Origin of the sequence: Myxococcus xanthus (assembly GCF_006402735.1) — a bacterium.
GTDB classification, from domain to species: Bacteria; Myxococcota; Myxococcia; order Myxococcales; family Myxococcaceae; genus Myxococcus; species Myxococcus xanthus_A.
In genome coordinates this window covers 5,698,985-5,721,488 of sequence record NZ_CP017174.1, presented here as the reverse complement: position 1 = coordinate 5,721,488, position 22,504 = coordinate 5,698,985, and the positions used below count along the sequence as shown (strand labels likewise).

At 70.5% G+C, this 22,504-nt stretch carries 16 protein-coding genes; 5 read left to right on the top strand and 11 right to left on the bottom strand.

Annotation, left to right across the window (positions count from 1 at the left end; genetic code table 11):
- Positions 1-42 precede the first annotated feature (42 nt).
- The 4 genes from BHS09_RS23150 to BHS09_RS23135 form a co-directional block, all read right to left on the bottom strand.
- The gene (locus BHS09_RS23150) at positions 43-1,416 is read right to left on the bottom strand and encodes a sigma-54-dependent transcriptional regulator (RefSeq protein ID WP_140799036.1); all 1,374 of its coding nucleotides are present in this window, start codon (positions 1,414-1,416) and stop codon (positions 43-45) included.
- Positions 1,406-3,520, bottom strand: a complete 2,115-nt coding sequence (locus BHS09_RS23145) for an ATP-binding protein (protein WP_174260651.1) — start codon at positions 3,518-3,520, stop codon at positions 1,406-1,408. Before BHS09_RS23145 ends, BHS09_RS23150 begins: the two co-directional genes overlap by 11 nt.
- Positions 3,521-3,772: 252 nt before the next feature.
- Positions 3,773-4,567: a DUF3014 domain-containing protein gene (locus BHS09_RS23140; RefSeq protein ID WP_237079783.1), complete on the bottom strand. Its 795-nt coding sequence runs from the start codon at positions 4,565-4,567 to the stop codon at positions 3,773-3,775.
- Positions 4,568-4,760: 193 nt separating this feature from the next.
- A complete protein-coding gene (locus BHS09_RS23135; RefSeq protein WP_140793303.1) occupies positions 4,761-5,378 on the bottom strand; it encodes a DUF2378 family protein in 618 nt (205 codons plus the stop codon).
- A gap of 283 nt (positions 5,379-5,661) precedes the next feature.
- Here BHS09_RS23135 and BHS09_RS23130 point away from each other — a divergent pair, with 283 nt between their 5' ends.
- Complete coding sequence (locus BHS09_RS23130; protein ID WP_174260578.1) at positions 5,662-8,400, top strand: bifunctional acetate--CoA ligase family protein/GNAT family N-acetyltransferase; 2,739 nt, start codon at positions 5,662-5,664, stop codon at positions 8,398-8,400.
- Between the two features lie 181 nt (positions 8,401-8,581).
- Here BHS09_RS23130 and BHS09_RS23125 read toward each other — a convergent pair whose 3' ends face one another.
- Positions 8,582-9,175: a DUF4142 domain-containing protein gene (locus tag BHS09_RS23125; RefSeq protein WP_237077361.1), complete on the bottom strand. Its 594-nt coding sequence runs from the start codon at positions 9,173-9,175 to the stop codon at positions 8,582-8,584.
- Between the two features lie 127 nt (positions 9,176-9,302).
- Positions 9,303-9,920: a sigma 54-interacting transcriptional regulator gene (locus tag BHS09_RS23120; RefSeq protein ID WP_418764040.1), complete on the bottom strand. Its 618-nt coding sequence runs from the start codon at positions 9,918-9,920 to the stop codon at positions 9,303-9,305.
- A 1,304-nt stretch (positions 9,921-11,224) separates the two neighbouring features.
- On the opposite strand from BHS09_RS23120, the gene BHS09_RS23115 reads away from it, so the two are divergent.
- Positions 11,225-13,774, top strand: coding sequence for a DEAD/DEAH box helicase (locus BHS09_RS23115; protein ID WP_140793299.1), 2,550 nt, complete (start codon positions 11,225-11,227; stop codon positions 13,772-13,774).
- 6 nt (positions 13,775-13,780) lie between these two features.
- On the opposite strand, the gene BHS09_RS23110 is transcribed toward BHS09_RS23115, so the two are convergent.
- The gene (locus BHS09_RS23110) at positions 13,781-14,275 is read right to left on the bottom strand and encodes a hypothetical protein (protein ID WP_140799031.1); all 495 of its coding nucleotides are present in this window, start codon (positions 14,273-14,275) and stop codon (positions 13,781-13,783) included.
- A gap of 251 nt (positions 14,276-14,526) precedes the next feature.
- Here BHS09_RS23110 and BHS09_RS23105 point away from each other — a divergent pair, with 251 nt between their 5' ends.
- Positions 14,527-17,196: a phosphoenolpyruvate carboxylase gene (locus tag BHS09_RS23105; protein ID WP_140799030.1), complete on the top strand. Its 2,670-nt coding sequence runs from the start codon at positions 14,527-14,529 to the stop codon at positions 17,194-17,196.
- 33 nt (positions 17,197-17,229) lie between these two features.
- On the top strand, positions 17,230-17,943 hold the full coding sequence (locus tag BHS09_RS23100; protein ID WP_140799029.1) for a hypothetical protein: 714 nt from the start codon (positions 17,230-17,232) through the stop codon (positions 17,941-17,943).
- A 14-nt stretch (positions 17,944-17,957) separates the two neighbouring features.
- On the opposite strand, the gene BHS09_RS23095 is transcribed toward BHS09_RS23100, so the two are convergent.
- Positions 17,958-19,232, bottom strand: a complete 1,275-nt coding sequence (locus BHS09_RS23095; RefSeq protein WP_140799027.1) for an SGNH/GDSL hydrolase family protein — start codon at positions 19,230-19,232, stop codon at positions 17,958-17,960.
- A 123-nt stretch (positions 19,233-19,355) separates the two neighbouring features.
- Positions 19,356-20,231: a hypothetical protein gene (locus BHS09_RS23090; protein WP_140799026.1), complete on the bottom strand. Its 876-nt coding sequence runs from the start codon at positions 20,229-20,231 to the stop codon at positions 19,356-19,358.
- 208 nt (positions 20,232-20,439) lie between these two features.
- On the opposite strand from BHS09_RS23090, the gene BHS09_RS23085 reads away from it, so the two are divergent.
- Positions 20,440-20,805 (top strand): TIGR02266 family protein, encoded by a 366-nt coding sequence (locus BHS09_RS23085; RefSeq protein WP_237077360.1) that lies wholly within the window; start codon positions 20,440-20,442, stop codon positions 20,803-20,805.
- A gap of 27 nt (positions 20,806-20,832) precedes the next feature.
- Here the strand turns inward: BHS09_RS23085 and BHS09_RS23080 are convergent, their stop codons facing one another.
- Positions 20,833-21,234 carry a GNAT family N-acetyltransferase gene (locus tag BHS09_RS23080; RefSeq protein ID WP_237077359.1) on the bottom strand — a complete coding sequence of 134 codons (402 nt, stop codon included), beginning with the start codon at positions 21,232-21,234 and terminating at the stop codon, positions 20,833-20,835.
- Between the two features lie 208 nt (positions 21,235-21,442).
- Complete coding sequence (locus tag BHS09_RS23075) at positions 21,443-22,501, bottom strand: alpha-ketoacid dehydrogenase subunit beta (protein ID WP_140793283.1); 1,059 nt, start codon at positions 22,499-22,501, stop codon at positions 21,443-21,445.
- Between the last annotated feature and the right edge of the window lie 3 nt (positions 22,502-22,504).

Here is a 22,504-nt window from a genome sequence, read left to right as displayed (position 1 = left end):
ACATCTCAACCCTGGCCCGCTCACCGTTGCAGCGTGCCCAGGTCAGCGTTGCGGATTGCCTTCCGCGCGCTCGCGCCGGTGGATGGTGGAGACGTCGATGCCGAGCAGCTCCGCCGCCTTCGTCTTGTTTCCCCCGCAGCGGGCCACGGCCCAGGCGATGTACTCCGTCTCCAGCTGCCTCAGGGGGACGATGGTGCGCAGCGCCGCGGCCAGCGGGTGGTTCTCCTGGCTGGTGTCCGAGGGCAGGTGGGGACGCAGCTGCGGCAGGTCCACCACCTCCGTCGAGCCGAGCACGACCAGCCGCTGCACCAGGTTCTCCAGCTCGCGCACGTTGCCCGCCCAGGGAAGGGCCCCCAGCGCGGCCAGCGTCTCCGGCGAGAACCGCTGCACCGTGGAGCGCGGATTGCGTGCCTTGGCCTGCTGGAGGAAGTGCTCGATGAGCGCGGGGATGTCCTCGCGGCGCTCGCGCAGGGGTGGCAGCCGCAGCGTGACGACGTTGAGCCGGTAGAAGACGTCCGCGCGGAAGCGGCCTTCCTTGACGCGCGTCTCCAGGTCCTGGTGCGTCGCGGCCACTACCCGCACATCCACCGTGCGCGTGCCGTCCGCGCCCACGGCCCGCACCTCGCCGTCCTCCAGCACGCGGAGCAGCCGGGCCTGGAGCTCGGGGGCCATGTCGCCAATCTCGTCCAGGAACAGGGTGCCGCCGTCCGCCTCCACGAAGAGGCCACGCCGAGCCGTGGTGGCGCCGGTGAAGGCGCCTTTGACGTGGCCGAACAGCTCACTCTCCAGAAGCGCGTGTGGCAGCGCGGTGCAGTTGACGGCCACGAAGGGCCCCGCGCGCCGGGTGCCCTCGAAGTGCAGGGCCCGGGCGACCAGCTCCTTGCCGCTGCCGCTTTCGCCGCGTACCAGCACCGGGGCGCTGGACCAGGCCACCCGCTCAATCAACGCGTAGAGGTCGCGCATCGCGGCGCTGCTGCCCACCAGGGCGCCCAGGCCCCCGCGGTCCGCGGCCTGCTGCTTGAGCGTGCGGTGCTCGGTGCGCAGGCGGCGCTGCTCCAGCGCGCGCTCCAGGGACAGGCGCACCTCGTCCAGCCGGAAGGGCTTGGTGAAGTAGTGGAACGCGCCGCGCTTCATCGCCTCCACGGCGCTCTCCACGCCGCCGAAGGCCGTCATCATCACCACGGGCAGGTCCGGGTCCAGCTTGCGCGCGGCGTCCAGCACGTCGAAGCCGTCCACGTCCTGCATTCGCAGGTCGCACAGCACCGCGTCGTAGACGCGTGCGCGCAGCTGGGCGATGGCATCCGCGCCGCCGGTGGCGATGTCGACCTTGTAGCCGTCGTCCGTCAGCGGTTCCCTCAACATCTGCCCCATCTCGACGTGGTCGTCGACGACGAGGACCCTGGCTCTAGACGACATGTCGCTCCTCTCCGGCGGGCGCCGCGGCGGGCCAGCGCACGGTGACGCGGGTGCCTCGCTCTGGCGCGCTGTCCAGTTCGATACGGCCTCCGTGGTTGCGCACGATGTGCGCCACCATCGTCAGGCCCAATCCGGTGCCCTGGCCGCGCTTCTTGGTGGTGAAGAAAGGGTCGAAGACCTGATGAACGTGGCGGGGGGCAATACCGCAGCCGTTGTCCTCCACGTCCACGCGCACCATGCCCCAGGCGCCCGGTGCGTCTGCGGTGTCCATGCTCGCGCTCAGCCGGACGCGTCCGCCGGCCTCGCACGCGTCACACGCGTTGAGCACCAGGTTGATGAGCACCTGCTGGAACTGGTCGGGGTCGGCCGCCACCGCCAGCATGGGCGAGGCGACCGTCACCTCCAGCTTCAGGCGCCGCCGCTCGGCCTCCATCCACAGCAGCTCCCGCACGCTGTGCGCCAGCGGCTCCAGCGGGACCGCCTGCGCGTCCGCTGGCTGGAGCCGGGAGAAGTCGAGCAGCTGGCGCAGCGTCCGGCTCACCCTGTCTATCTGTTCGACGATGGTGCCCAGGCCCGCCGCCTGCGGGTGCTCGCGGCCCAGCTTCTCCTGCACGTACTCGGCCCGGCCGCGGACGATGCCCAGCGGCGTGCCAATCTCATGGGCGATGCCCGCCGCCAGCACGCCCACCGTGGCCAGCTTCTCCGCGCGCAGCAGCTGTCCTTCCAGCGCGCGCAGGCTGCTCAGGTCCTCGATGACGACCAGCGTGTGGACCTCCGGCGTGTTCGGCTCCAGCGGCACCGCGTGGACGTTGTACTGGCCGGGCTCTTCGAAGAGGCAGAGCGGTTCACCGTGAAGGCTGCGCACCCGGCCGTCGCTCGTGGCCGCGTGGACCAGGTCCTCCAGCCGCTGGATGACGGGGGCCTGGGCCTGGGGAAAGGCCGCCGTCAGGGGCTGGCCCACGACCTCCGCCGGCATGCGGGCGCTCAGCGCGCGGTTGGCGGCGGAGATGTGCCGGGAGGAGGAGAGCGCCAGGACCCCGGTGGGGATGTTGTCGAGAATCTTCTGCGTCTTGTCGTGCAGGTGCGCCAGCCGCTGCGCATGGAGCTGGCTCTCCCGCAGGGCCTCCGCCCGGCTGTGCGCGAGCACCACGTACACACCGAAGGCGATGAGGAACCCGGAGACGAGCACCGCCGCCAGCGACAGGCGCAGCACCAGGCCGCGCTCATGGGTCCGGAGCACGCGCGTCGACGCGAGCGTCGCCACCGGCCATGCCGCGCCATTCTTGAACCGCACCGGGCTGAAGGTGGCCACCACCTCCGAGTCGCCCAGTCCGAGCCGGGCGGCCTCCTTGCGCTCGATGACGTGCGTGCCCGACTCGCCCGCGCGAAGCGCCCGCGCCAGCGCCGTGAGGCCCGGCGTCTGGTGGCCGTCGGTGTCCAGCCGCCGGTACCTGTCCGCCAGGTTCGGGTGGGTCAACGCTGTTGGCGTTCCATGGACTCCCAGCACCAGCAGCTGCGTCTCCGAGTCCGACGCGAGCAGCTTCAGCGGGGCGAAGAGCGGCTCGGCGTCCACCAGCACCACGACGACGGCGCCGCTGTCCTGCGCGTCCTCCGGCAGCGCGGTGGCGAAGGCGCGCAGCCAGCCCGATTGGGCCCGGGGAAGGGGCGGGGATGAGACGACGTGGCCCGGCGGATGACTTCGGGCCTGCGCCACGGTGAGGGCCAGGTCCTCCGCGGTGAACTGGTGCGTCATCGCCGCCGCGCTGCGCCGGTCCACCAGCCGGAGCCGTTCCTGGCCGTCCGTTCCGAAGACGAGGATGGCCTTGTACTGCCCCGCCGCCTCCAGCAGGGCGCGCATCTCGCGCCGGTGCTCCTCGGCGGTGCCCGGCTGGGCCAGCAGCTCGCCCGCGAAGCGCAGGTCCTCCTCCGCGCTCTCCAGGGCGGCGGAGACGCCGCGCACGGCCTCCAGCAGCTGCGCCTGTCGCTCGCGCGCCATTTGGTCCACCAGCGCCTGCCGGTCGCGCTGCATGAAGTGCAGGACGCCCGCGATGATGCCGGAGAGCATCAGACACAGCAGCAGCACGGGGAGGACAGGCAGGCGCATGAACACGGGACGCAGGGGCGACACCGGCGCGGGGGCTCCGGTGCTTGCCGGGCCTCCACGCCGCCTGGCAGCGCTTCGTCCCGGAGGAAAGCTTCTCCGGTAGCAACGCCCGTGCCCCCGGCTTGTCCCTCTGCGCGGAGGCGGCGCCCCATGGCGGAGCGCCGCAATCTGCATGGCCCCCGTTGCATCCTGCCAGGGCCAGCGCGGGTGACGCGCGCTGGCGAAGGCAGGCGGGTGGGGCTGGTGACCGCTTCAGCGGCGGGACGCCTGCTGGGTAAGCTGCTGGGACGCCTCGCGCACCTTGTCCTGGATGCGGCGGAGGTTCTGCGGCCCCATCCGCAGCAGGTGCTTCTGCGCGGCCGTCAGCCCTTCGAGCTTCGGGTCGGCGTAGACGAACAGCGCGCCCTTGGGGAGCACCTCGACGTCACCGTCGATGACGGGGACGGCGAGCACCTGCTCGAAGGCGAGGTGGAGCGTGGCGTCGAAGGTGCTTCCGGGGCGGGCCGTCTCCTTGTGGAGGCGCTCGGCCAGGTGACGCACCTCGCGGTAGGTGGACACCAGCACGCCCACGTCGAGCGAGCCCACCACCTTGCCGATGACATCGTAGCGCGCGTAGCTCTGCTTTTCGATGACGAGCTTGCCGGCCTTGCGGCGTGCCTCGAAGGTGCCGGCCGGAGCGAGGAAGCTCACTGCCTCGCGGGGGCTGTCACCGTTGGCCACGTTGCCCACGACGGTGACGAAGCGGCGCAGCAGGTCCTGCTCCTTCAGCCACGTGGCGAACTCCGGCATGAGCGACGCCCGAGCGAGCCGTGTGCGCAGCAGCGCGTCCATCTCCGAGGAGGAGGGCAGCGGCGGCTCCGCGCGCGGCGCCACGCCGGGATGGGATGGCTTGGGGATGACCGCCATGGACGGATGCGGCAGCTCCGTCGCCGACTGGCGCAGCACCAGCCACGTGCCCACGCCCGCGAACAGCATCACCAGCGCCGCCACGCCCACGCCCCAGTGCATCCGGCGCGGGGACTTCGTCACCACTTCAGGGTTGCTCATGCGTCCATCCTCCGAGGGATGCCGCATGGGATTGCAGCCGCGATGCCAGCAGGTCCGCGCCGCCGTGAAGCCGCGCGTTTCCCTCTGAGACGCAGGCCGCCGTGTGGCCCCGTGGCCACGCTCGGCTGTCTTGCGAGCGTGGCGTGCTGCGCGGCATCCCGTGGCGAAGCGCCACGGGGCGCGCAGGGGGTTGCTACGCGCGAGGCCGGGACGCGCCCGAGTCGTCATCCGTGGCGGTGAGGGCGGCCTCGGCCGGGGCCTCGGACCAGCGGATGTGGAAGGTGGCCGCGGTGCCGTCGAACTCCTCGGGGATGCTGACCACCCGCCACCCACCGCACAGCTCCACCGCGCGCGCCAGCAGGCCCGCGGAGAAGGTGGGCAGGTCCGCCAGCACGTCATTCATCCGCAGCTCCACCGAAGTGGGGCTGCGCTCGACGATTTCGACCACACTGAAGTTGTTGCCGGCGCGAAAGCCCATGCCCGCGCGAAGCAGCATCCGCCGGGGCCCGGCCAGCCGGACGACGCCCAGCAGGGCCCGGCCGAAGAAGGTGCCGAAGTACGCGTCCATGAACCGCTCGCCCAGCGAGTAGTAGGCCGCCTCGGCGGGGACGCCGCCGTAGACGTGGCCGGCGGCGATTCGGAGGAACTCCTTCCACTGCTCCAGGGTGTAGGCCCGCTCCAACTTCTGGTCGAGCTCCAACCCCGCCCGGCGCAGGTGCTCACGGCACGCCGGGGTGAGGCGGTTCTCGAGGGCGCGCACGAAGAGCGCCTCGACGGTCTGGTTGAAAACAAGCTTCTCGGAAGGAGTCATAGAGGCGCCCCGTATACACCGAGCGGGTCGTGGGATGCTCGCCTACCGGTGAAAGTTCGTTCAGTGAAACTGTCCGCGAGTGTCAGATCGACCTGCGTCACGTACTGGCTGTCAGAGCGACATGTGGGTGACATGCGCAGGGCGCGCCTCCTGGTTCCTTGACGGGAAGTGCAGTTATTCCCGTTCTATCCCATTCATGCGAGGACCTGGGAGGGGGGCGTTCACGGGGCAGGCACGAGAAGGCCATTGCGCCCTGGCGAGCCCGGCCGCAATGACGGAGGCCATGGACACGCGCGCCCCTGGCACCTCGAAGACGGACCCGTCCTACAACGTGCTCCACCTGCAGCGGACGCGGCTGCCGCTGGACGTCCTCTTCGCGCCGCGCAGCGTGGCCGTCGTCGGGGCCACCGAGCGGCCCGGCAGCGTGGGGCGCACCGTGCTGTGGAACCTCATCAGCAACCCCTTTGGCGGCACCGTCTACCCCATCAACCCGAAGCGGCCGAACGTGCTGGGCATCAAGGCATGGCCGTCCCTGGGGGCCTTGCCGGAGCGGGTGGACCTGGCCATCGTCGTCACGCCCGCGCAAGCGGTGCCCGGCGTCATCCAGGAGTGCGCGGAGCTGGGCATCCGGGGCGCCATCATCCTCTCCGCGGGCTTCAAGGAGATTGGGGCGGAGGGGGAGCGCCTGGAGCAGGAGATCCTCCGCATCGCTCAGGCGGCCCAGGTGCGCATCATCGGCCCCAACTGCCTGGGGGTGATGCGCCCGCCCAGCGGCTTCAACGCGACGTTCGCCGGCGCCATGGCCCGGCCGGGCAACGTGGCCTTCATCAGCCAGAGCGGCGCGCTGCTGACCTCCATCCTCGACTGGAGCCTGCGCGAGGCGGTGGGCTTCAGCGCCTTCGTGTCGGTGGGCTCGATGCTGGACGTGGGCTGGGGCGACCTCATCGACTTCCTGGCCGACGACCCGATGACGCGCTCCATCCTGCTGTACATGGAGTCCATTGGCGACGCGCGGGCCTTCCTCTCCGCGGCGCGCGAGGTGGCGCTCACCAAGCCCATCATCGTCATCAAGGCCGGCCGCACGGCGCAGGCCGCGCAGGCGGCGGCGTCCCACACGGGCTCGCTGACGGGCAGTGACGAGGTGCTCAGCGCCGCCTTCCGTCGCACCGGCGTGCTGCGCGTGGATTCCATCGCCGACCTCTTCTACATGGCGGAGACGCTGGCCCGGCAGCCGCGCCCCGCGGGCCGGCGCCTCACGGTGCTCACCAACGCGGGCGGCCCCGGGGTGCTGGCCACGGACGCGTTGGTGTCGGGGGGCGGTGAGTTGGCCACGCTCAGCGCGTCCACGCTCCAGGCCCTCGACGCCTTCCTGCCGCCGCAGTGGAGCCACGGCAACCCGGTGGACATCCTGGGAGACGCGGACCCGGAGCGCTTCGCGAAGGCGCTGGAAGTCACCGGCCAGGACGAAGGCAGTGACGGGCTGCTCGTCATCCTCACGCCGCAGGACATGACGGAGCCCACGCAGACGGCGGACCGCCTCAAGCCCTACGCGAAGCTGCACGGCAAGCCGGTGCTGGCCAGCTGGATGGGCGGCTCGGAGGTCGCGGCGGGGGAGCGCATCCTCAACGACGCGGGCATCCCCACCTTCGGCTATCCAGACACGGCGGCGCGCATCTTCAACTACATGTGGCGATACACGTACAACCTGGCGGGCCTGTATGAGACGCCCGCGTTGGCGCAGGCGGTGGGCAGCGCCCGGGACGAAGTGCGCCGGTGGGTGGAGTCAGCGCGCGCGGAAGGGCGGACGCTGCTGACGGAGTACGAGTCCAAGAAGCTGCTCGCCGCGTATGGCATCCCCACCGTGGAGACGCGGCTGGCGGTGACGGAGGACGCCGCGGTGGCGGAGGCCGCGGCCCTGGGCTTCCCGGTGGTGGTGAAGCTCCACTCGCTCACGGTGACGCACAAGACCGAAGTTGGCGGCGTGCGGCTGAACCTTCCGGATGCGCAGGCCGTGCGCGCCGCCTTCCGGGACATCCGGACGCGGCTGGAGGCGATGGGGCAGGGGAGCGCGTTCGACGGCGTCTCCGTGCAGCCCATGGTGCGGCTGGATGGCTATGAGCTCATCGTGGGCAGCAGCGTGGACGCGCAGTTCGGTCCGGTGCTGCTCTTCGGCGCGGGCGGGACGTTGGTGGAGGTGTTCAGGGACCGGGCGCTGGGGCTGCCGCCGTTGAACACCACGCTGGCGCGGCGGATGATGGAGCAGACGCGCATCTACGAGGCGTTGAAGGGCGTCCGGGGCCGCCCGCCGGTGGACCTGAAGGCGCTGGAGCAGCTCATGGTGCGCTTCAGCCAGCTGGTGGCGGAGCAGCGCTTCGTGAAGGAGGTGGACATCAACCCGCTGCTGGCCTCGCCCGAGCGGCTGCTGGCACTGGACGCGCGCGTGGTGCTGCACCCGGCCTCGGTGACGGAGGCGGAGCTGCCGAAGCTGGCCATCGAGCCGTACCCGAACCAGTACGTGGCGCCCTACCGGTTGCGCAACGGCGAGGAGATTCTGCTGCGGCCCATCCGCCCGGAGGACGAGCCGAAGATGGCGGAGTTCCACCGCACGCTGTCGGAGCAGACGGTGTTCCTGCGCTACGCGGGGCTGATGCAGCTGAGCACGCGCGTGGCGCACGAGCGGCTGTCCCGCATCTGCTTCAACGACTACGCGCGGGAGATGGCGCTGGTGGCGGAGCGCAAGGACGGAGAGCTGCTCGGCGTGGGACGGCTCACGCGGCTGCGAGGCACGCGCGACGCGGAGTTCGCCATCCTCATCAGCGACCCGGTGCAGCGGCAGGGGCTGGGCGCGGAGATGCTGAAGCGACTGGTGGACATCGGCCGGGACTGGGGCATGGAGCGCATCGTCGCGGACATCCTCGCGGGCAACCGCGCCATGCAGACCATCAGCCGGAAGCTGGGCTTCTCCATCCTCCAGCACGAGGAGCTGTCGCCAGATATGGTGAAGGCCGTGAAGGTGCTTTGAAGCGCGCGTCGCTCTGACGGGGCCTGGTGGCGGCTGCTCCACCAATTCCCAGCACTCGCTGGAACCGGGCGTTCACCATGCAATCGCCCCCAGGGACAGGGGCACTGTTCGGAAGCCGTCACGCGCGAAGCGCCGTCACGCCCGGGGCTGCGACTGCCGGGCGGACGGCTGCGCGTCGCGGCTACGGCTGCTTCGCGTTGTAGAGGGTGGTCTGGATGTTCGAGGCCTCCTGGAGGTGGGCCTGGACCGTCTTCCGAATCGCCATCAGCTCTTCCTTGAGCGCTGGGTTCTGTACTTGCATCGCGAGCAGAGAATCCCCCAGCAGGGCGGTACCGGCGTGGGCGGCGACCTGCGCATCCATCACCGACAGGTCGAAGGCAGGGGCCTGCGTGGCGCTCAGCAGGTCGACGGTTTTCTGCGCCGTCTGCTGGAGGTGCTGCGACACCGGGCTCTCCGCGGGCGCGATGCCCTGGGCCATGGCCAGTTTCTCCAGGCGCTGGATGACCTCTGAGTGCATGGTGACCATGCGTGCGTTGAAGTCACGCGCCGTCGGGTCGGTAGCCTGCGCCTGGCCCACCTGGCCCAGTATCACCTCGCCCGCGTTGGCCACCAGGAGCACGCCCAGAATCTGGCCGTCCGTGAGCGTCACTGGATGACCCGCGGCCGCCTGTTGGGGCCCCAGCGTGTTCTCGCTAGCGCTGCTCTCTCCGCAGCCGGCGAGCATCACGGCCGTCCCCACCATCGCCACACCCAACATCGCTCGTGTGATTCGCATGACTGTCGTCCCCCTCAACTGCTGTTCAGCTGAAGGTTGGGCAGTTGAAAAGCACACCGCCATGGCCGTGAAGCACGAGCGAGATGTGCACGCGACAACGCTTCGGTGGACGGGGGGGCGACGGCCGCTACTTGAAGTCGGCGGGGGACAGCCCGTGGCGGCGCAGCAGCTCGTAGACGTCCGTGCGGTTGCGGCTGGCCATGCGCGCGGCGGCGGCCACGTTGCCCTTGGAGCGCCGCTCGAAGCGGTCTCTCGCCTCGCGCAGCGTCGGCAGCTCACCGGAGGCGCTCAGCAGCTCCGGCTCCTCCTCGCGCGTGGAATCCGACCGCGCTCGCGCGGAGGTGGGCGGGTCGAACATGCGGGCCACGTGCTCCGAGCGCACGTCGTCCTCGGGCGCCAGCAGCGGCAGCCGCAGGCCGTTGCGCGCGGCGGCCTGCTCCAGGAACCGCGTGGCCAGAATCGGGATGTCCTCGATGCGCTCGCGCAGCGGCGGCATGACGATGGGCAACACGGCCAACCGGTAATAGAGGTCCTCGCGGAAGCGCCGCTCCTGGTGCACGCGCAGCAGCTTCACCTGTACGCGGGGAGAGGCCTCGCCCACCTCGTCCAGGAAGAGGGTGCCGCCGCGCGCCACGCCGAACAGGCCTTCGCGCGGCTTCGTGGCGCCGGTGAAGGCGCCCCGGACGTGGCCGAACAGCTCGCTCTCCAGCAGCTCTGGTGGCAGCGCGCCGCAGTTGACGGCGATGAAGGGACCGCTGGCCAGGCGGGACAGCGCGTGGACCTGCCGCGCCGCCAGCTCCCATGCTCCAGGAAGCCGGGACGTGGACGGGCTCCGGGCCGCATGCGCTGATGGCGTCGATGAACGACGTGCTGGAGGACATCAGGCAGCAGGGAGCGCAGGCCCCGGTCATCCAGACGACTCAGCCGACGACGGAGGCCGCGTCACCTGGGCTTGAACGCGCGGGATGGGCGGCACGGTCCGCTCATCCCGTTTGCTTTTCGAGGCGCGTCGGGTCCAGGCGATACGCGCTCCGGCCGTTCCTCCAGCGCGATTGCGACGGCGTGGCGGTGAGGTGCACCGCGTGAGGCGGCGTCAGAGCCCCAGCATCCCACCGGACCGCGAGCCTCCCTCGCCGCTGCCGTCGCCGGACGCGCTGTCGCCGCCACTGGCACTGTCCAGCCCTCCACTTCCCGAGGCCGAGCCACCCGCGCTGCTTCCTCAGTTGCGCAAGCCCGTGGCTCGACCCGAGCCACTGCCGCCTTGGCCGGTGCTGCTGCCGCCCCCCGTCACACTGTTGCCGCTCGACAGGCTGTCCCCACCGGTGGCGCTGTGGCCACCCGTGAGGCTTCCCCCACCTCCGAAGCGACCTCGGCCAGCGCCGCTGCCACCACCGGTCCGGCTGCCGCTGTCCCGCGGGCCGCTGCCACCAACGGTCCAGCTGCCGCTGTTCCGGGGGGCGCTGCCACCACCGGCTCTGCTGCCGCTGTCCCGCGGGCCGCTGCCGGGTATGTATGCGCTCGTGCCTGGCGTCTCGCTCCGGCTGCCGGTCCCGCCGTGGGCTCCCGCGCCACCCGTGCCGGTATCGGCGTGGCCTGGTGCTGGGCCCGGCCCTGCGCCAGCATTCCCGCCGTCAGCCGTTGGAATCGTGGCGGTGGGGGGACCGCCTTCCAGCCCCGCGACAATCGGGGCTTCGGCAACATCGGCCTCGTCCACCGTGGGGCCCCGTCGCTGCTCACAGCCGCTCCAGAGGCAGGGCGCGGAAGCCAGACCTCCCAGCAGTGCCGCGCGCTTGAGGCGCGTCATCTTCTGTCTGACGGTTCTCCGCATCCCCACCCCCTGAGCTTCAGTCCAGGGGCAACGGTATGGAGGGGGCCGGGGCCCGGGTATCGCGCCCCCGGCCGTTGCTCACGGGGACTCGTGGACACCCCTCCAGGGGGGCCTTCCCCCGGCCCTTCCGTGCGGGAAGGGGGCGCCTGCCGTCACGCCCCGTGCCGCCGATTGCGATTTTCCCGGTAGGGGCCGGGCGCGCCGCCTATTGTCCACGGGTGATGGCCACCCCTGAAACCCAAGCGCCGCTCGCCGCACTGCTCCCCAAGAAGGGCGAACCGCCCCTGGACGCGGACGAAATCCTCAACCGCTTCGTCGGCTATGTGGCGGCCAATGGCTTGAGCCTCTATTCGGCCCAGGAAGAGGCCATCCTGGAGCTGCTGGCGGGCAAGCACCTGTTCCTCAAGACGCCCACCGGCTCCGGCAAGTCGCTGGTGGCGACGGCGCTCCACTTCAAGGCCATGGCGGAGGGGAAGGTCTCCTTCTACACCTGCCCCATCAAGGCCCTGGTGAACGAGAAGTTCTTCGCCCTCTGCGATGCCTTCGGCGCGGAGAACGTGGGCATGCTCACCGGCGACGCGAGCATCAACCGCGACGCGCCCATCATCTGCTGCACCGCCGAAATCCTCGCCAACCTGGCCCTGCGCGACGCGAGCGCACGCGTGGACTACGTCGTCATGGACGAGTTCCACTACTACTCGGACCGCGAGCGCGGCGTGGCCTGGCAGTTGCCGCTCATCGCGCTGCCGGACACCACCTTCCTGCTGATGTCCGCCACGCTGGGCCCCACGCACGTCATCGAGGAGAGCCTGGCGAAACTCACCGGCCGGGAAGTGGCCACCGTGCGCAGCGCCGAGCGCCCCGTGCCGCTGGACTTCGACTACCGTGAGATGCCGCTGCACGAGACGATTGAAGACCTGATTGCTCGTGGGAAGTACCCCATCTACCTGGTCAACTTCACCCAGCGCACCGCCGCCGAGCAGGCGCAGAACCTGATGAGCGTGGACTTCTCCACCAAGGAGGAGAAGGAGGCCATCCGGTTGGCGCTCCAGGACGCGCCCTTCGACACGCCCTACGGCAAGGAGTTCCAGCGCTTCCTGCGCCACGGCATCGGCATGCACCATGCCGGCCTGCTGCCCAAGTACCGCCTGCTGGTGGAGAAGCTGGCCCAGCACGGGCACCTCAAGGTCATTAGCGGCACGGACACGCTGGGCGTGGGCGTCAACATCCCCATCCGCACGGTGCTCTTCACGCAGCTCTTCAAGTTCAACGGCGAGAAGCTGACCACGCTGAGCGTGCGCGACTTCCAGCAGATTGCCGGCCGCGCGGGCCGCAAGGGCTTCGACACGCAGGGCAGCGTGGTGGCCCAGGCGCCCGAGTACGTCATCGAGAACATCAAGCTGGCCGCCAAGGAGGCCGCGGGCAAGAAGAAGACGCCCAAGGCCAAGCCGCCCCAGAAGAACTTCGTCCAGTACGACCGGAGCACCTTCGAGCGGCTCCAGAGCGGCATGCCGGAGCCGCTGGAGTCCCGCTTCGCGGTGTCGCACGGGATGATTCTCAACCTGCTCCAGAGCGACCACCAGACAGAAGGCAATGGCGGGTACAAGCGGCTGGTGAAGCTGGTGCAGCGCAGCCACGACTCGGACTACCTCAAGCGCCGGCATCTCAAGGAGGCCGCGCGCGACTTCCGCACGCTGCGCGACGCGGAAATCATCGAGGTGGAGAAGGGGCAGGGCGGCTCGGGCGCCACGGTGAAGGTGGCGGGGGAGATGCAGCACGACTTCAGCCTCAACCACACGCTGTCGCTGTACCTGCTCGACACGTTGGAGCTGTTGGATCCGACCACGGACACGTACGCGCTCGACGTGGTGTCGCTGGTGGAGGCCATCCTGGAGAACCCGGACGTGGTGCTCTACGCGCAGCTGAACCAGCTCAAGGGCGAGAAGATCAACGAGCTGAAGGCGCAGGGCGTGGAGTACGACGACCGCATGGCGGAGCTGGAGAAGCTCGAGTGGCCCAAGCCCAACCGCGACTTCATCTACGGCACCTTCAACAAGTTCGCGCAGAAGCACCCGTGGGTGGGCGAGGAGAACATCCGGCCCAAGTCCATTGTCCGGGACATGTTTGAGCGGTTCATGTCCTTCCCGGACTACATCCGTGAGTACGGCCTCCAGCGCAGCGAGGGCGTGCTGCTGCGGTACGTGAACGACACGTACAAGACGCTGGTGCAGACGGTGCCAGAGCGCTTCCGCACGGAGGAGGTGGAGGACTTCATCGACCACCTGCGCGCCACGCTCCGACAGGTGGACTCCAGCTTGCTGGATGAGTGGGAGCGCATGCGCAACCCGGACGCCGCCGTCGAGGCGAAGCCGGTGGTGGAGCTCAAGCCGAAGGAACTCACCGACGACCCGAAGGCCTTCGCCGCGCGCGTGCGCGAAGAACTGCACCGGCTGCTCAAGGCGCTGGGCCAGAAGCGCTACATGGATGCGCTGGCCATGCTGGACAACGCGCTGGGCGAATGGACGGCCCCCAAGCTGGAGCAGGCCATGGCGCCGTACTTCGAGGAGCACAAGGTCGTGGTGCTCACGCCCCAGGCGCGCAAGCCCGCCAACACCTTCCTGAAGGAGTCGGGCACGCGGCTGTGGGAGACCCAGCAGCGCATCATCGACCCGGAAGGGCACGGCGACTGGATGATCGACTGCGAGATCGACCTGCGGGACAGGCGCCTGGATGAAGGCCCCATTCTGATGCTCCGCCGCATCGGCGTGTAGCCCGGCTCAGCCCTCGGAGGCCGGTGGCTCCGAGGGACGCGCCGCCGACAGCGACTCGGGCTCCGGCGGCGTCAGCTCACTCACCTCGAGCCCGCCGCCCGCGCCTCGTGTGAGCACCATCCGCCATTCGCCCGCGGCCAGCACCACGCGGTCCGTCTCACAGCGCACCTCCAGCCCCGCGTCCTCGACGGTCCACGAGCCCGCCCACACCGTCGTGAGCGACTCGCAGCCGGCGTCGTCGCACGCCTGCGTCTCCGCCACCCACACCCGGCCCTCGGGCGCGGCGGGGCAGGACACCGGCTCCGCGTAGCGAAGGACGGGGCCGTCCAGCTCGCCTGGGCCCGCGTCGGGGAACATCGGCTCGGAGGGGAGCAGCTCCGCGCTCCGCGCGGCCCTCGCCTCCCGCGGCACCCCGTCGAGCATCGCCGTCTCGGCCTGGGCCACCGGCGCGGCCAGCCAGCCACACAGCAACGTCACCTTCCACCCCCGCATCGTCCACATGGCGACAAGCTCCTCGGCCGCGGTGTCGTTCGCGGCCCACGGGTGGCCTGTTGTGCAAGGCCTGGACCGGGCGGGTGTGTGGCTCTGGAGCCACGGGGTCGGGTGGCTTTCGGGCGGTGGCGCGTGCTGGCGCGTTTCGGGACCGAGTCTGTCGGGAATGACAGCCACCTCGCCGTGATTCGCGGGCGCACGTCACTTTCTCGCGCGGAAATGCGGGCCAGTCCGCCGCTCAGCGGCTACCGTCGCACCATATGGCCCGACTGCGTGCCGTGGATCAGCCGCTGCGCCGGGATGTCCGCCTGCTTGGCCGGCTCCTGGGAGAAGTCCTCGTCGAACAGGAAGGGCAGGCGCTCTTCGACCTGGAAGAAGAAGTGCGCCGCCTCGCCATCCAGCGCCGCAGAGGCCCCGTGGCCGGCCGGCGCGCGGTGGCAGCCGAGCTGGCGGAGGTGCTCCAACGCCTGCCGCTGGAACAGGCCGAGCCGGTGCTGCGCGCCTTCTCCGTCTACTTCCAGTTGGTGAACCTGGCGGAGCAGCACCACCGCATCCGCCGCGCTCGCACCCACGCGGAGGCCGCGTCCGCCAAGCCCCAGCGCGGCTCGCTGGAGGCAACGCTGCTCGTGCTCAAGGAAGCGGGCATCCCCGCGGAGCGCGTGCGCGAGGCCATGCGCACCATGCGCGTGACGCTGACGCTCACCGCGCACCCCACGCAGGCCGTTCGCCGCACGCTGCTGGAGAAGCTCTACCGCATGGCGGGCCTGCTGGAGGAGCGGGACCGCTGCGAGCTGACGCAGCGCGAGTCCTCGGTGAACCTGGCGCTGCTGCGCGAGGAAATCACCCTCCTGTGGCAGACGGACGAGCTGCGCCGCGAGCGCCCCACCGTGGGTGACGAGGTGAAGAACGTCCTCTGGTACGTGGAGGAGGTGCTCGCCGACGAGCTGGCCCTGCTGCCCGAGCTGCTGGACTGGGCCTTCGAGCGTGCCTACGGCGAGCCGCTGGGGCCGGTGGACACGCCCGTGCGCATCCACTCATGGGTGGGCGGGGACATGGATGGCAACCCGCTGGTGACGCCCGACGTGTTCGCGGACACGCTGCGCGCGCACCGGGCCCGTGGACTGCGGCGGTTGCTGTATGACCTGGAGCGGTTGGGCGGTCGGCTGTCCCAATCGGCGCGTCACGCGAAGCCGTCCGAGGAGCTGCTGAACTCGGTGGCGAAGGACGCGGAGGAATTGCCCGACGCCGAGCGCCGCTACGGTCCCCGCACCCCGGGCGAGCCGCTGCGGCACAAGCTGCGCTTCATGGAGGAGCGGCTGCAGCGTGCGCTCCACTACGTGACGCAGCAGCGCGCCGGGGCGAGCGTCCCCATGCCGCAGGGCGCCTACCGCACGCCGGAGGCCTTGCTGGCGGACCTGGACGTGCTGGGCCGCGCGCTGGAGGCGTCGAAGGGCACGCACGCGGGACTTCGCGACGTGCGGCAGGTCCGGGAGCGGGTGCTCGCGCTGGGACTGTCGCTGGCGGAGCTGGAGGTGCGCGCGCCGGCCGAGGACGCGGTGAGCGCGGCGGGCTCGTTCAACGGGGGCCCGGCGCCGACGGAAGGCGGGGCGCGGCTCCTGGAAGTGCTGGCGCGGCTGAAGGAGGCCCAATCGGAGTCGGGTGAGCCCGCGTGCCGCACGCTCATCCTCAGCATGGCCAGCACCGCCGAGGACGTACTCGCGGCCTTCCGCTGCTTGAAGCACGCGGGCCTGTGGGACGAGATGCGGGGCTGCGCCACGGTGAATGTGGTGCCGCTGTTCGAGCAGCTGGGCGCGCTGGACTCGGGCCCGGACGTGCTGCGCACGCTCTTCGCGGACGCGGAGTACCGCAAGCACCTGGACGTGCGCGGTGGCCAGGAGGTGATGGTGGGCTACAGCGACTCCGGCAAGGAGGTGGGGCTCCTGGCGGCCAGCGCGGCGCTGTACCGCGCGCAGGTGGCGCTCACGGCGGTGTCTCGCGAGGCGGGCGTCCCGCTGCGACTCTTCCACGGCCGCGGCGAGTCCGTGGCGCGTGGCGGTGGTCCCGCGCAGGAGGCGATTCTCGCGCTGCCGCCTGGCGCGGTGGCGGGTGGCTACAAGGCGACGGAGCAGGGCGAGGCGCTGGACCACAAGTATGCGCGCCCGGAGCTGGCGCGGCGCACGTTGGAGCTCATCCTGGGCGGCGTGCTGCTGCACACGCTGGATGCGCAGCCGCGACCGGAGCCCGAGGCCGAGCGCACCTTCCGCACCGTGTTCGACACGCTGGCGGAGTCGGGGCGCAAGGCGTATCGCGCCCTGGTGTGGGAGGACCCGCGGTTCCTGGAGTTCTTCACCGCCGCGACGCCGGTGGAGGAGATTGCGTCGCTGCCCATCGGCTCGCGCCCCAGCAAGCGCAGGGCGGGGGGGCTGGACACGCTGCGTGCGATTCCGTGGGTGTTCGCCTGGACGCAAAACCGGGCCATCCTCCCGGGTTGGTACGGCGTGGGCTCGGCGCTGGAGGCCTTCTCGAAGGAGGAGGGTGGGGCGGCGCAGCTCAAGCGCATGTACCGGGAGTGGCCCTTCTTCCGCGCCGTCATCGACAACGTCACCATGGTGCTGGCGAAGTCGGACATGGCCATCGCCGGGCGTTACGCGTCGCTGGCGCCTCCCGCCACCCGTTCGCTGTGGCGGCGCATCCAGCAGGAGCACCGGCGCACGCGCAGGCAGGTGAAGCGGCTGACGGGCGAGTCGAAGCTGCTCGACAACAACCCGCAGCTCCAGCGCAGCATCTCCCTGCGCAACCCCTACGTGGACCCCATGTCCTTCCTCCAGGTGGAGCTGCTCAAGCGCAAGCGCGAGGGCCAGGCGGAGGTGGATCGTCCACTGTTGCTCACGCTCAACGGCATCGCCGCCGGAATGCGCAACACCGGGTAGGCTCCGCGACGTCGGACATCCGAGGAGACGGCGATGGCCAGGGAGACGTTCAGCGTGGTGGAGGTCAACCCGGCGCACCGCTTCGCGCGGCTGCGGCCCGAATCGGGCGGGCCGCTCCTGCACGCGGGGCTGTACCCGGAAGAGGAGGCCCCGGAGCCGCAGCTCCAGCTGCGTCAAGGGGACCGGGTGGAGGGCCAGCGGCGCGGGCAGTCGGTGGCGGACTGGGGCTGGGTGTCCCGCGCCGAGCCGCCCGCGGACCTGGTGGAGCGGATGGGCGAGCTGCTCGCGAAGTTGGAGAAGTACGAGCTGCGCGTGCCCGCCACGGCCTATGACCTGGCCGAGCACCACTGGCGGCAGAGCCGCGCCAACCCGCTGCACCAGGAGCTGCTCGCGCAGCTGCCCACCTTCTTCGACTGGGAGCTGTCCCACCCCTACGAGGACGGCGCACTCTTGGAGCGGCTCCAGGCCGCCATGCAGCCGTACCTGCCCGGCTTCGAGGTGACGCCCCAGTCAGGCCGCGCCGCCTTCCGCCTGGAGCCCGGTGGACACGAGGTGTCGGCCCCGGAGGGGAGCCGCGAGGCCCCCGTCTCCACCTTCGAGCCGCTGCTCCTCCAGGTGAACAGCCTGCTGGAGGGGGCCGGGGCCCCGGTGCGCTGGGTGCCCACGGAGGACGACTGGATTCTGGCGCCGCCGGGGCTCGCGGAGCTGCTGGTGCTCCACGGCGTGCTCGGCTCGCGCCAGGGTTGAGCGCGGGGGCGCGGCTAGAGGCCGCCCTCTTCGCGCAGCACGCGCGTGACTTCGTCCGCCATCACCCGGTGGCCTTCGACGCTGGGGTGGATGCCGTCCACCTCCAGCCCGTCGAGGAACAGGTGCACGTTCGCTGGCTGGCGCGTCACCGCCTCCAGGTCGATGAGCTCCGGGCCGGCGCCGCCGCCGCGGAGCCACGTGTTGAGCTCCAGCCGCTGGGTCTTCACCACTTCGTAGGGCGCGTAGTTCGACTTCTCCTTGGGCAGCAGGGTGCTGACCCAGGTGCGGCAGAACGGCGCGAGCCGGCCCAGCATCGTGTTCATCCGCGCCTGGATGACGGACAGGGAGTCCTTGTCGCCCAGGTCGTTGGTGCCCAGCAGGACGATGCAGTCGGTGATGCCCCGGAGCGCCAGCACCTCGCCGTCGAGCAGCGCCAGCGCGTCGTAGAATCCCTGGCCACTCACGCCCGCGTTCACCACGGGCACGCCCAGCTCGGCCTCCACCTTGGCGGGCCAGGCGTTGCGCGTGTCGTTCTTCGTGTCGACGTAGCCCTCGGTGATGCTGTCTCCGATGGCCACGAAGGCGCGGCCCGTGGGGCCTTCTACGTCGACGGTGGCCACGCCGACGGCGCGGTCGAACAGGGTGCCGCCCAGCGCGCCCGTCACGAGCGCATGGTTCCCCGCGCGCGCGAAGCTGCCTGGGAAGGCGCTGATGGCGCTGGCCGCCAGCGCGCCACGGGCCTCGAAGGTGATGGCCAGCTCGTCCCGGAACGCCACCGGGAAGTCCACCGGGTCCGACGTCTTCCGCGAGCGCGCGTCCACGGTGAAGCCCTCCGCGCCATCGAAGGTGAGCTTCACCGGCGTGGACACCAGCGCTCCATTGGCGCCCGCCTGGGCCACGGTGGCGCGCACCAGCGTCATGCTTCCGTCGCCCGCGCGGAACGTCACGCGGATGCGCCCGCCGTCGCGCGCCACTGGCACGCGCATGCGGAAGGTCGTCACGCTTCCCGCTGAGTGAGACGCGCGGAGCGCTTGATGGAAGCCCGGTTGGAACGAAGTCGCCGACGGCGCGAAGGGCGGCACGGCCTGCACCTGCCGCCCGTCGTTCAGCACCAACACGGGCGCGACTTCCAGTGACGCGTCCGGCGCGTTCTGCTCCATCGTGGAAGTGCGGTTGTCGTCGTCTGGCGGCAGGTCCCCGTCGGGTGAGTCCGCCACGCCGCCAGCACACGCCAGCAGCGCGCTGCTCGCGAACACGACGACCCTCCGCCACCCCGGCTTCGTTCCCATTCCCATTCCTCCCGGCTTTGCAGGATGCACACCACACCGTGCCCTGCCAGCCGGCCGTCTGGGAACCCTCCGCCTCCGAAGCCTCGTCTGCCTGGCCGCCCGCCACAGCGACCGGCCTGCTGTCTAGGGGACGCAAGCCCCCACGCCTGGGTTGCTATCCAACGCCCGGCAGCTGCCCGTAGAGCAAGCGGGCGTGCCACCGGGCTGACAGAGCGGACGGCAGGTGAGGCCGCCTCCCGCATTCACACACGCGCTTCCCGGCGCGCATTGATTGCTGAAGTCGCACAACTGCCCCTCCGTCCGATTGCCGCTGCCCGCGCACAGCGGACCGGACGTGGACGGGTAGCAGCTGAGTGGAGCATCGCAGTCCTCGCCAAAGGGGTTGCACGCCGTGGACGGCGGGCCGCAGACCAGCGGCAGCTCGTCGGTGCCTTCCAGGCGGAGCACGGTGTTGCACTCGCTCGCGTTCCCACATTGGGTCGTGGCATGGCACAGGCGCTGGCAGGTGAAGCCACTTCCTGCGCCGTCAGGTGCCTCGCGGCAGAACAATCCCTGCCGGCAGGTGTCGTAGGCCAGGCCCCCGTCACTGGGAGCCAGCGTGCAGGGCGCGCCTTCGTCCGCGGTGCCCGGGGCCACGCAGCGCCGCTGGGTGACGCCATTCTCCATCGCATACGTGCAGCGCTGGCCCTGGGCGCAGTCCTGGGCCACCACGTCGCACTCCGCTTCGAAGCAGCGGCTGCCGGTGCCGCCGTCCGCCAGGTCCGCGAAGTAGCAGTCCTGGCCGTCGGCACAGCCCTCCTGCCGCGCCACGTTGCAGGCGAAGTCCCGCCCGCCGCCGCCCGCGTCCGTCCCGCCACCGTCCACGGTGGGCGTTCCGCCTCCATCCGTGCCCGCGTCCCTCTTGCCGCCAGAGCCCGGCCCGTTGCCGCCGTTGCAGGCGGCGGCCCAGAGGGCCAAAGCCAGGGTTCCAGTCAACACATAGAGGCGGTCCACACGCATTCCAGAGCTCTCCCGGGGAAGTCACCGAGGACATAGGCACCCGAATTCGATAGAGGGGGCCCCTTGAATCAGGCGTGGAAAGCAGCGGACACTTGGCGGACGCCCGGGACCTCGAGGTTGGCCCGGCGCGTCACCCTGTGGAACTGTGGGTGTGGGAAGCAGCGTGGTGTTCGCCAGTAGCGTCGAACGTGGGGGCTATCGGGTGCGTATGACAACCAAGACGGCGGATGACATGGAGAACGGGGATCCAGCCGCATACGCGAACCGGCGGGCGGATGAGCGTGTGGCGGCGCGGTTCGAGGTTCGCTTCAACCAGACGCAGGACGCGGCGCGGGCGCTGCGTGCGTATTCCATCAACATCTCCGCGGGCGGCCTGTGCCTGCTGACGCGGAAGTCCTACGACGTGGGCTCCCACGTCCGGCTGTCCATGGCGATTGAAGGCGAGGAGTTCCACCTCACCGGCGTCATCGCCTGGGTGCGCGACGAGGCCGAGGCCATTGGCGTGCGCTTCACGGACCTGAGCGACGAGGACCGGGCCCGGCTTCAGCGCGTGGTGGACAGCATCAAGCGGTAGCAGCCGGGGGCAAGCCCCGGCGCTTCCCTAGCGCTGGGACTCCGTATCGACGTGGCGGAACACGCCCGAGTCGAGTTCGGAGAACCCACACGCGGTGTAGAAGTTGCGCGTCTCCGGCGTCGTCGTCATGGGCGAGACGAGCTGGAGCTGCTTCGCGCTCAGCACCTTGCAGCGCTCCAGAATCTGCCGGATGAGCGCGCGGCCCACGCCGCGGCGGCGCCAGGTCTCCGTCACCACCAACTCGTCGATGGTGGCCACGCGCCCGCGCAGCCGGAGCTGGGGACGGTGGGAGAAGGACACCATGCCCACGGGCCGGTCCTGCGGGTCGCCGGCCACGAAGATTTCAATCTCCGGATGGCTGACGACCCAGTGGACCGTCTGCTGGTCCGTCCCCTGGGGGTAGCCCAGCTCCTTGAGGAGTGACGCCATGGCTTCAGCGTCACCCCGGCGGGCGCGACGAATACGGAAGGCCGGCGCATCGGCACCAGCGACGGGAGTGACTGTCCGGACGATTGGCTGTGACAAAGCCTTCGGAGTCTAACGAATGGGCCGCCATCCCTCCAAAGAGGAATGGCGGCCCGGGGTGCTTCTCCCGTGAGACAAGGGACTCACGAGCAGGGGACTGTGGGTGTCGCTCTTACGGCTGCTCGCCCGCGAGCGAGCGGATGGCGGTGGTGATGTCACCCAACTGCGGCACCGACGCCATCTCCAGCGCGTCCGCCAGGCCGATGCCCGGCAGGAACTTGCCGGCCAGCAGCCGGGGCGGCGCCAGCAGCGAGTAGAACAGCTCCTCCACCGTGCGGCGCACCAGGTGCTCTCCGAAGTTCGTCACCTCGGTGTCCTCGTTGACGAAGAGGACGCGGCCCGTCTTCTGGACGGAGGCCTTGATGAGCTCCCAGTCGTACGGCCACAGCGAGCGCAGGTCGATGACCTCCGCGCTGATGCCGTCCGCGGCCAGCGTCTCCGCGGCCTTCGCGCACAGGGGCAGGGTGCGGCCGTAGCTCACCACGGTGAGCTGCGTGCCCTCGCGCACGATCTTGCCCTTGCCGAAGGGCACCGCGTACGCCTCCAGGCCCGCGGGCCACTGCGGCTTCCACTGGGAGCGGTCTCCCAGCGGCGCGTCGATCAGCTTCGACAGCGCGCGCTCATCATCCGGCTCGCCCGGAATCCGCTCCTCGCCCTTCACGCGCAGGAGCGCCTTGGGCTCCAGGAACATGACGGGGTTCTTCTCCTGGCACGCGGTGATGAGCAGCCCGTACGCGTCCAGCGGCGTGGAGGGCATGACCACCTTCCACCCGGCGATGTGGGTCATCGTCGCGTCGAACGAGTGCGAGTGGTAGATGGACCCGCGGATGCCGCTGCCCACCGGCGTGCGCACCACCATGGGCAGGTTCCAGTCACCGAACGTGGACCAGCTGGTGTTGCCCGCCAGCTTCAGCAGGTCGATGGTGTTGTAGACGTAGTCGCAGAACTGGATCTCCGCCACCGGCCGTCCGCCGGCCATGGCGATGCCCATGGCCGCGCCGATGATGCCGCGCTCGTCCAGGGGAGAGTTCCACGTCGTCTTCAGACCCTGCGTGCAGGTGAAGACGCCGCCCAGGGGGGCGCCCACGTCCTCGCCGAAGATGTCGGTGACGCCCAGGTGCTCCTCGGCGTAGTGCAGGGCCATGCGGATGGCCTGTGCCATGTTCGCCATGGG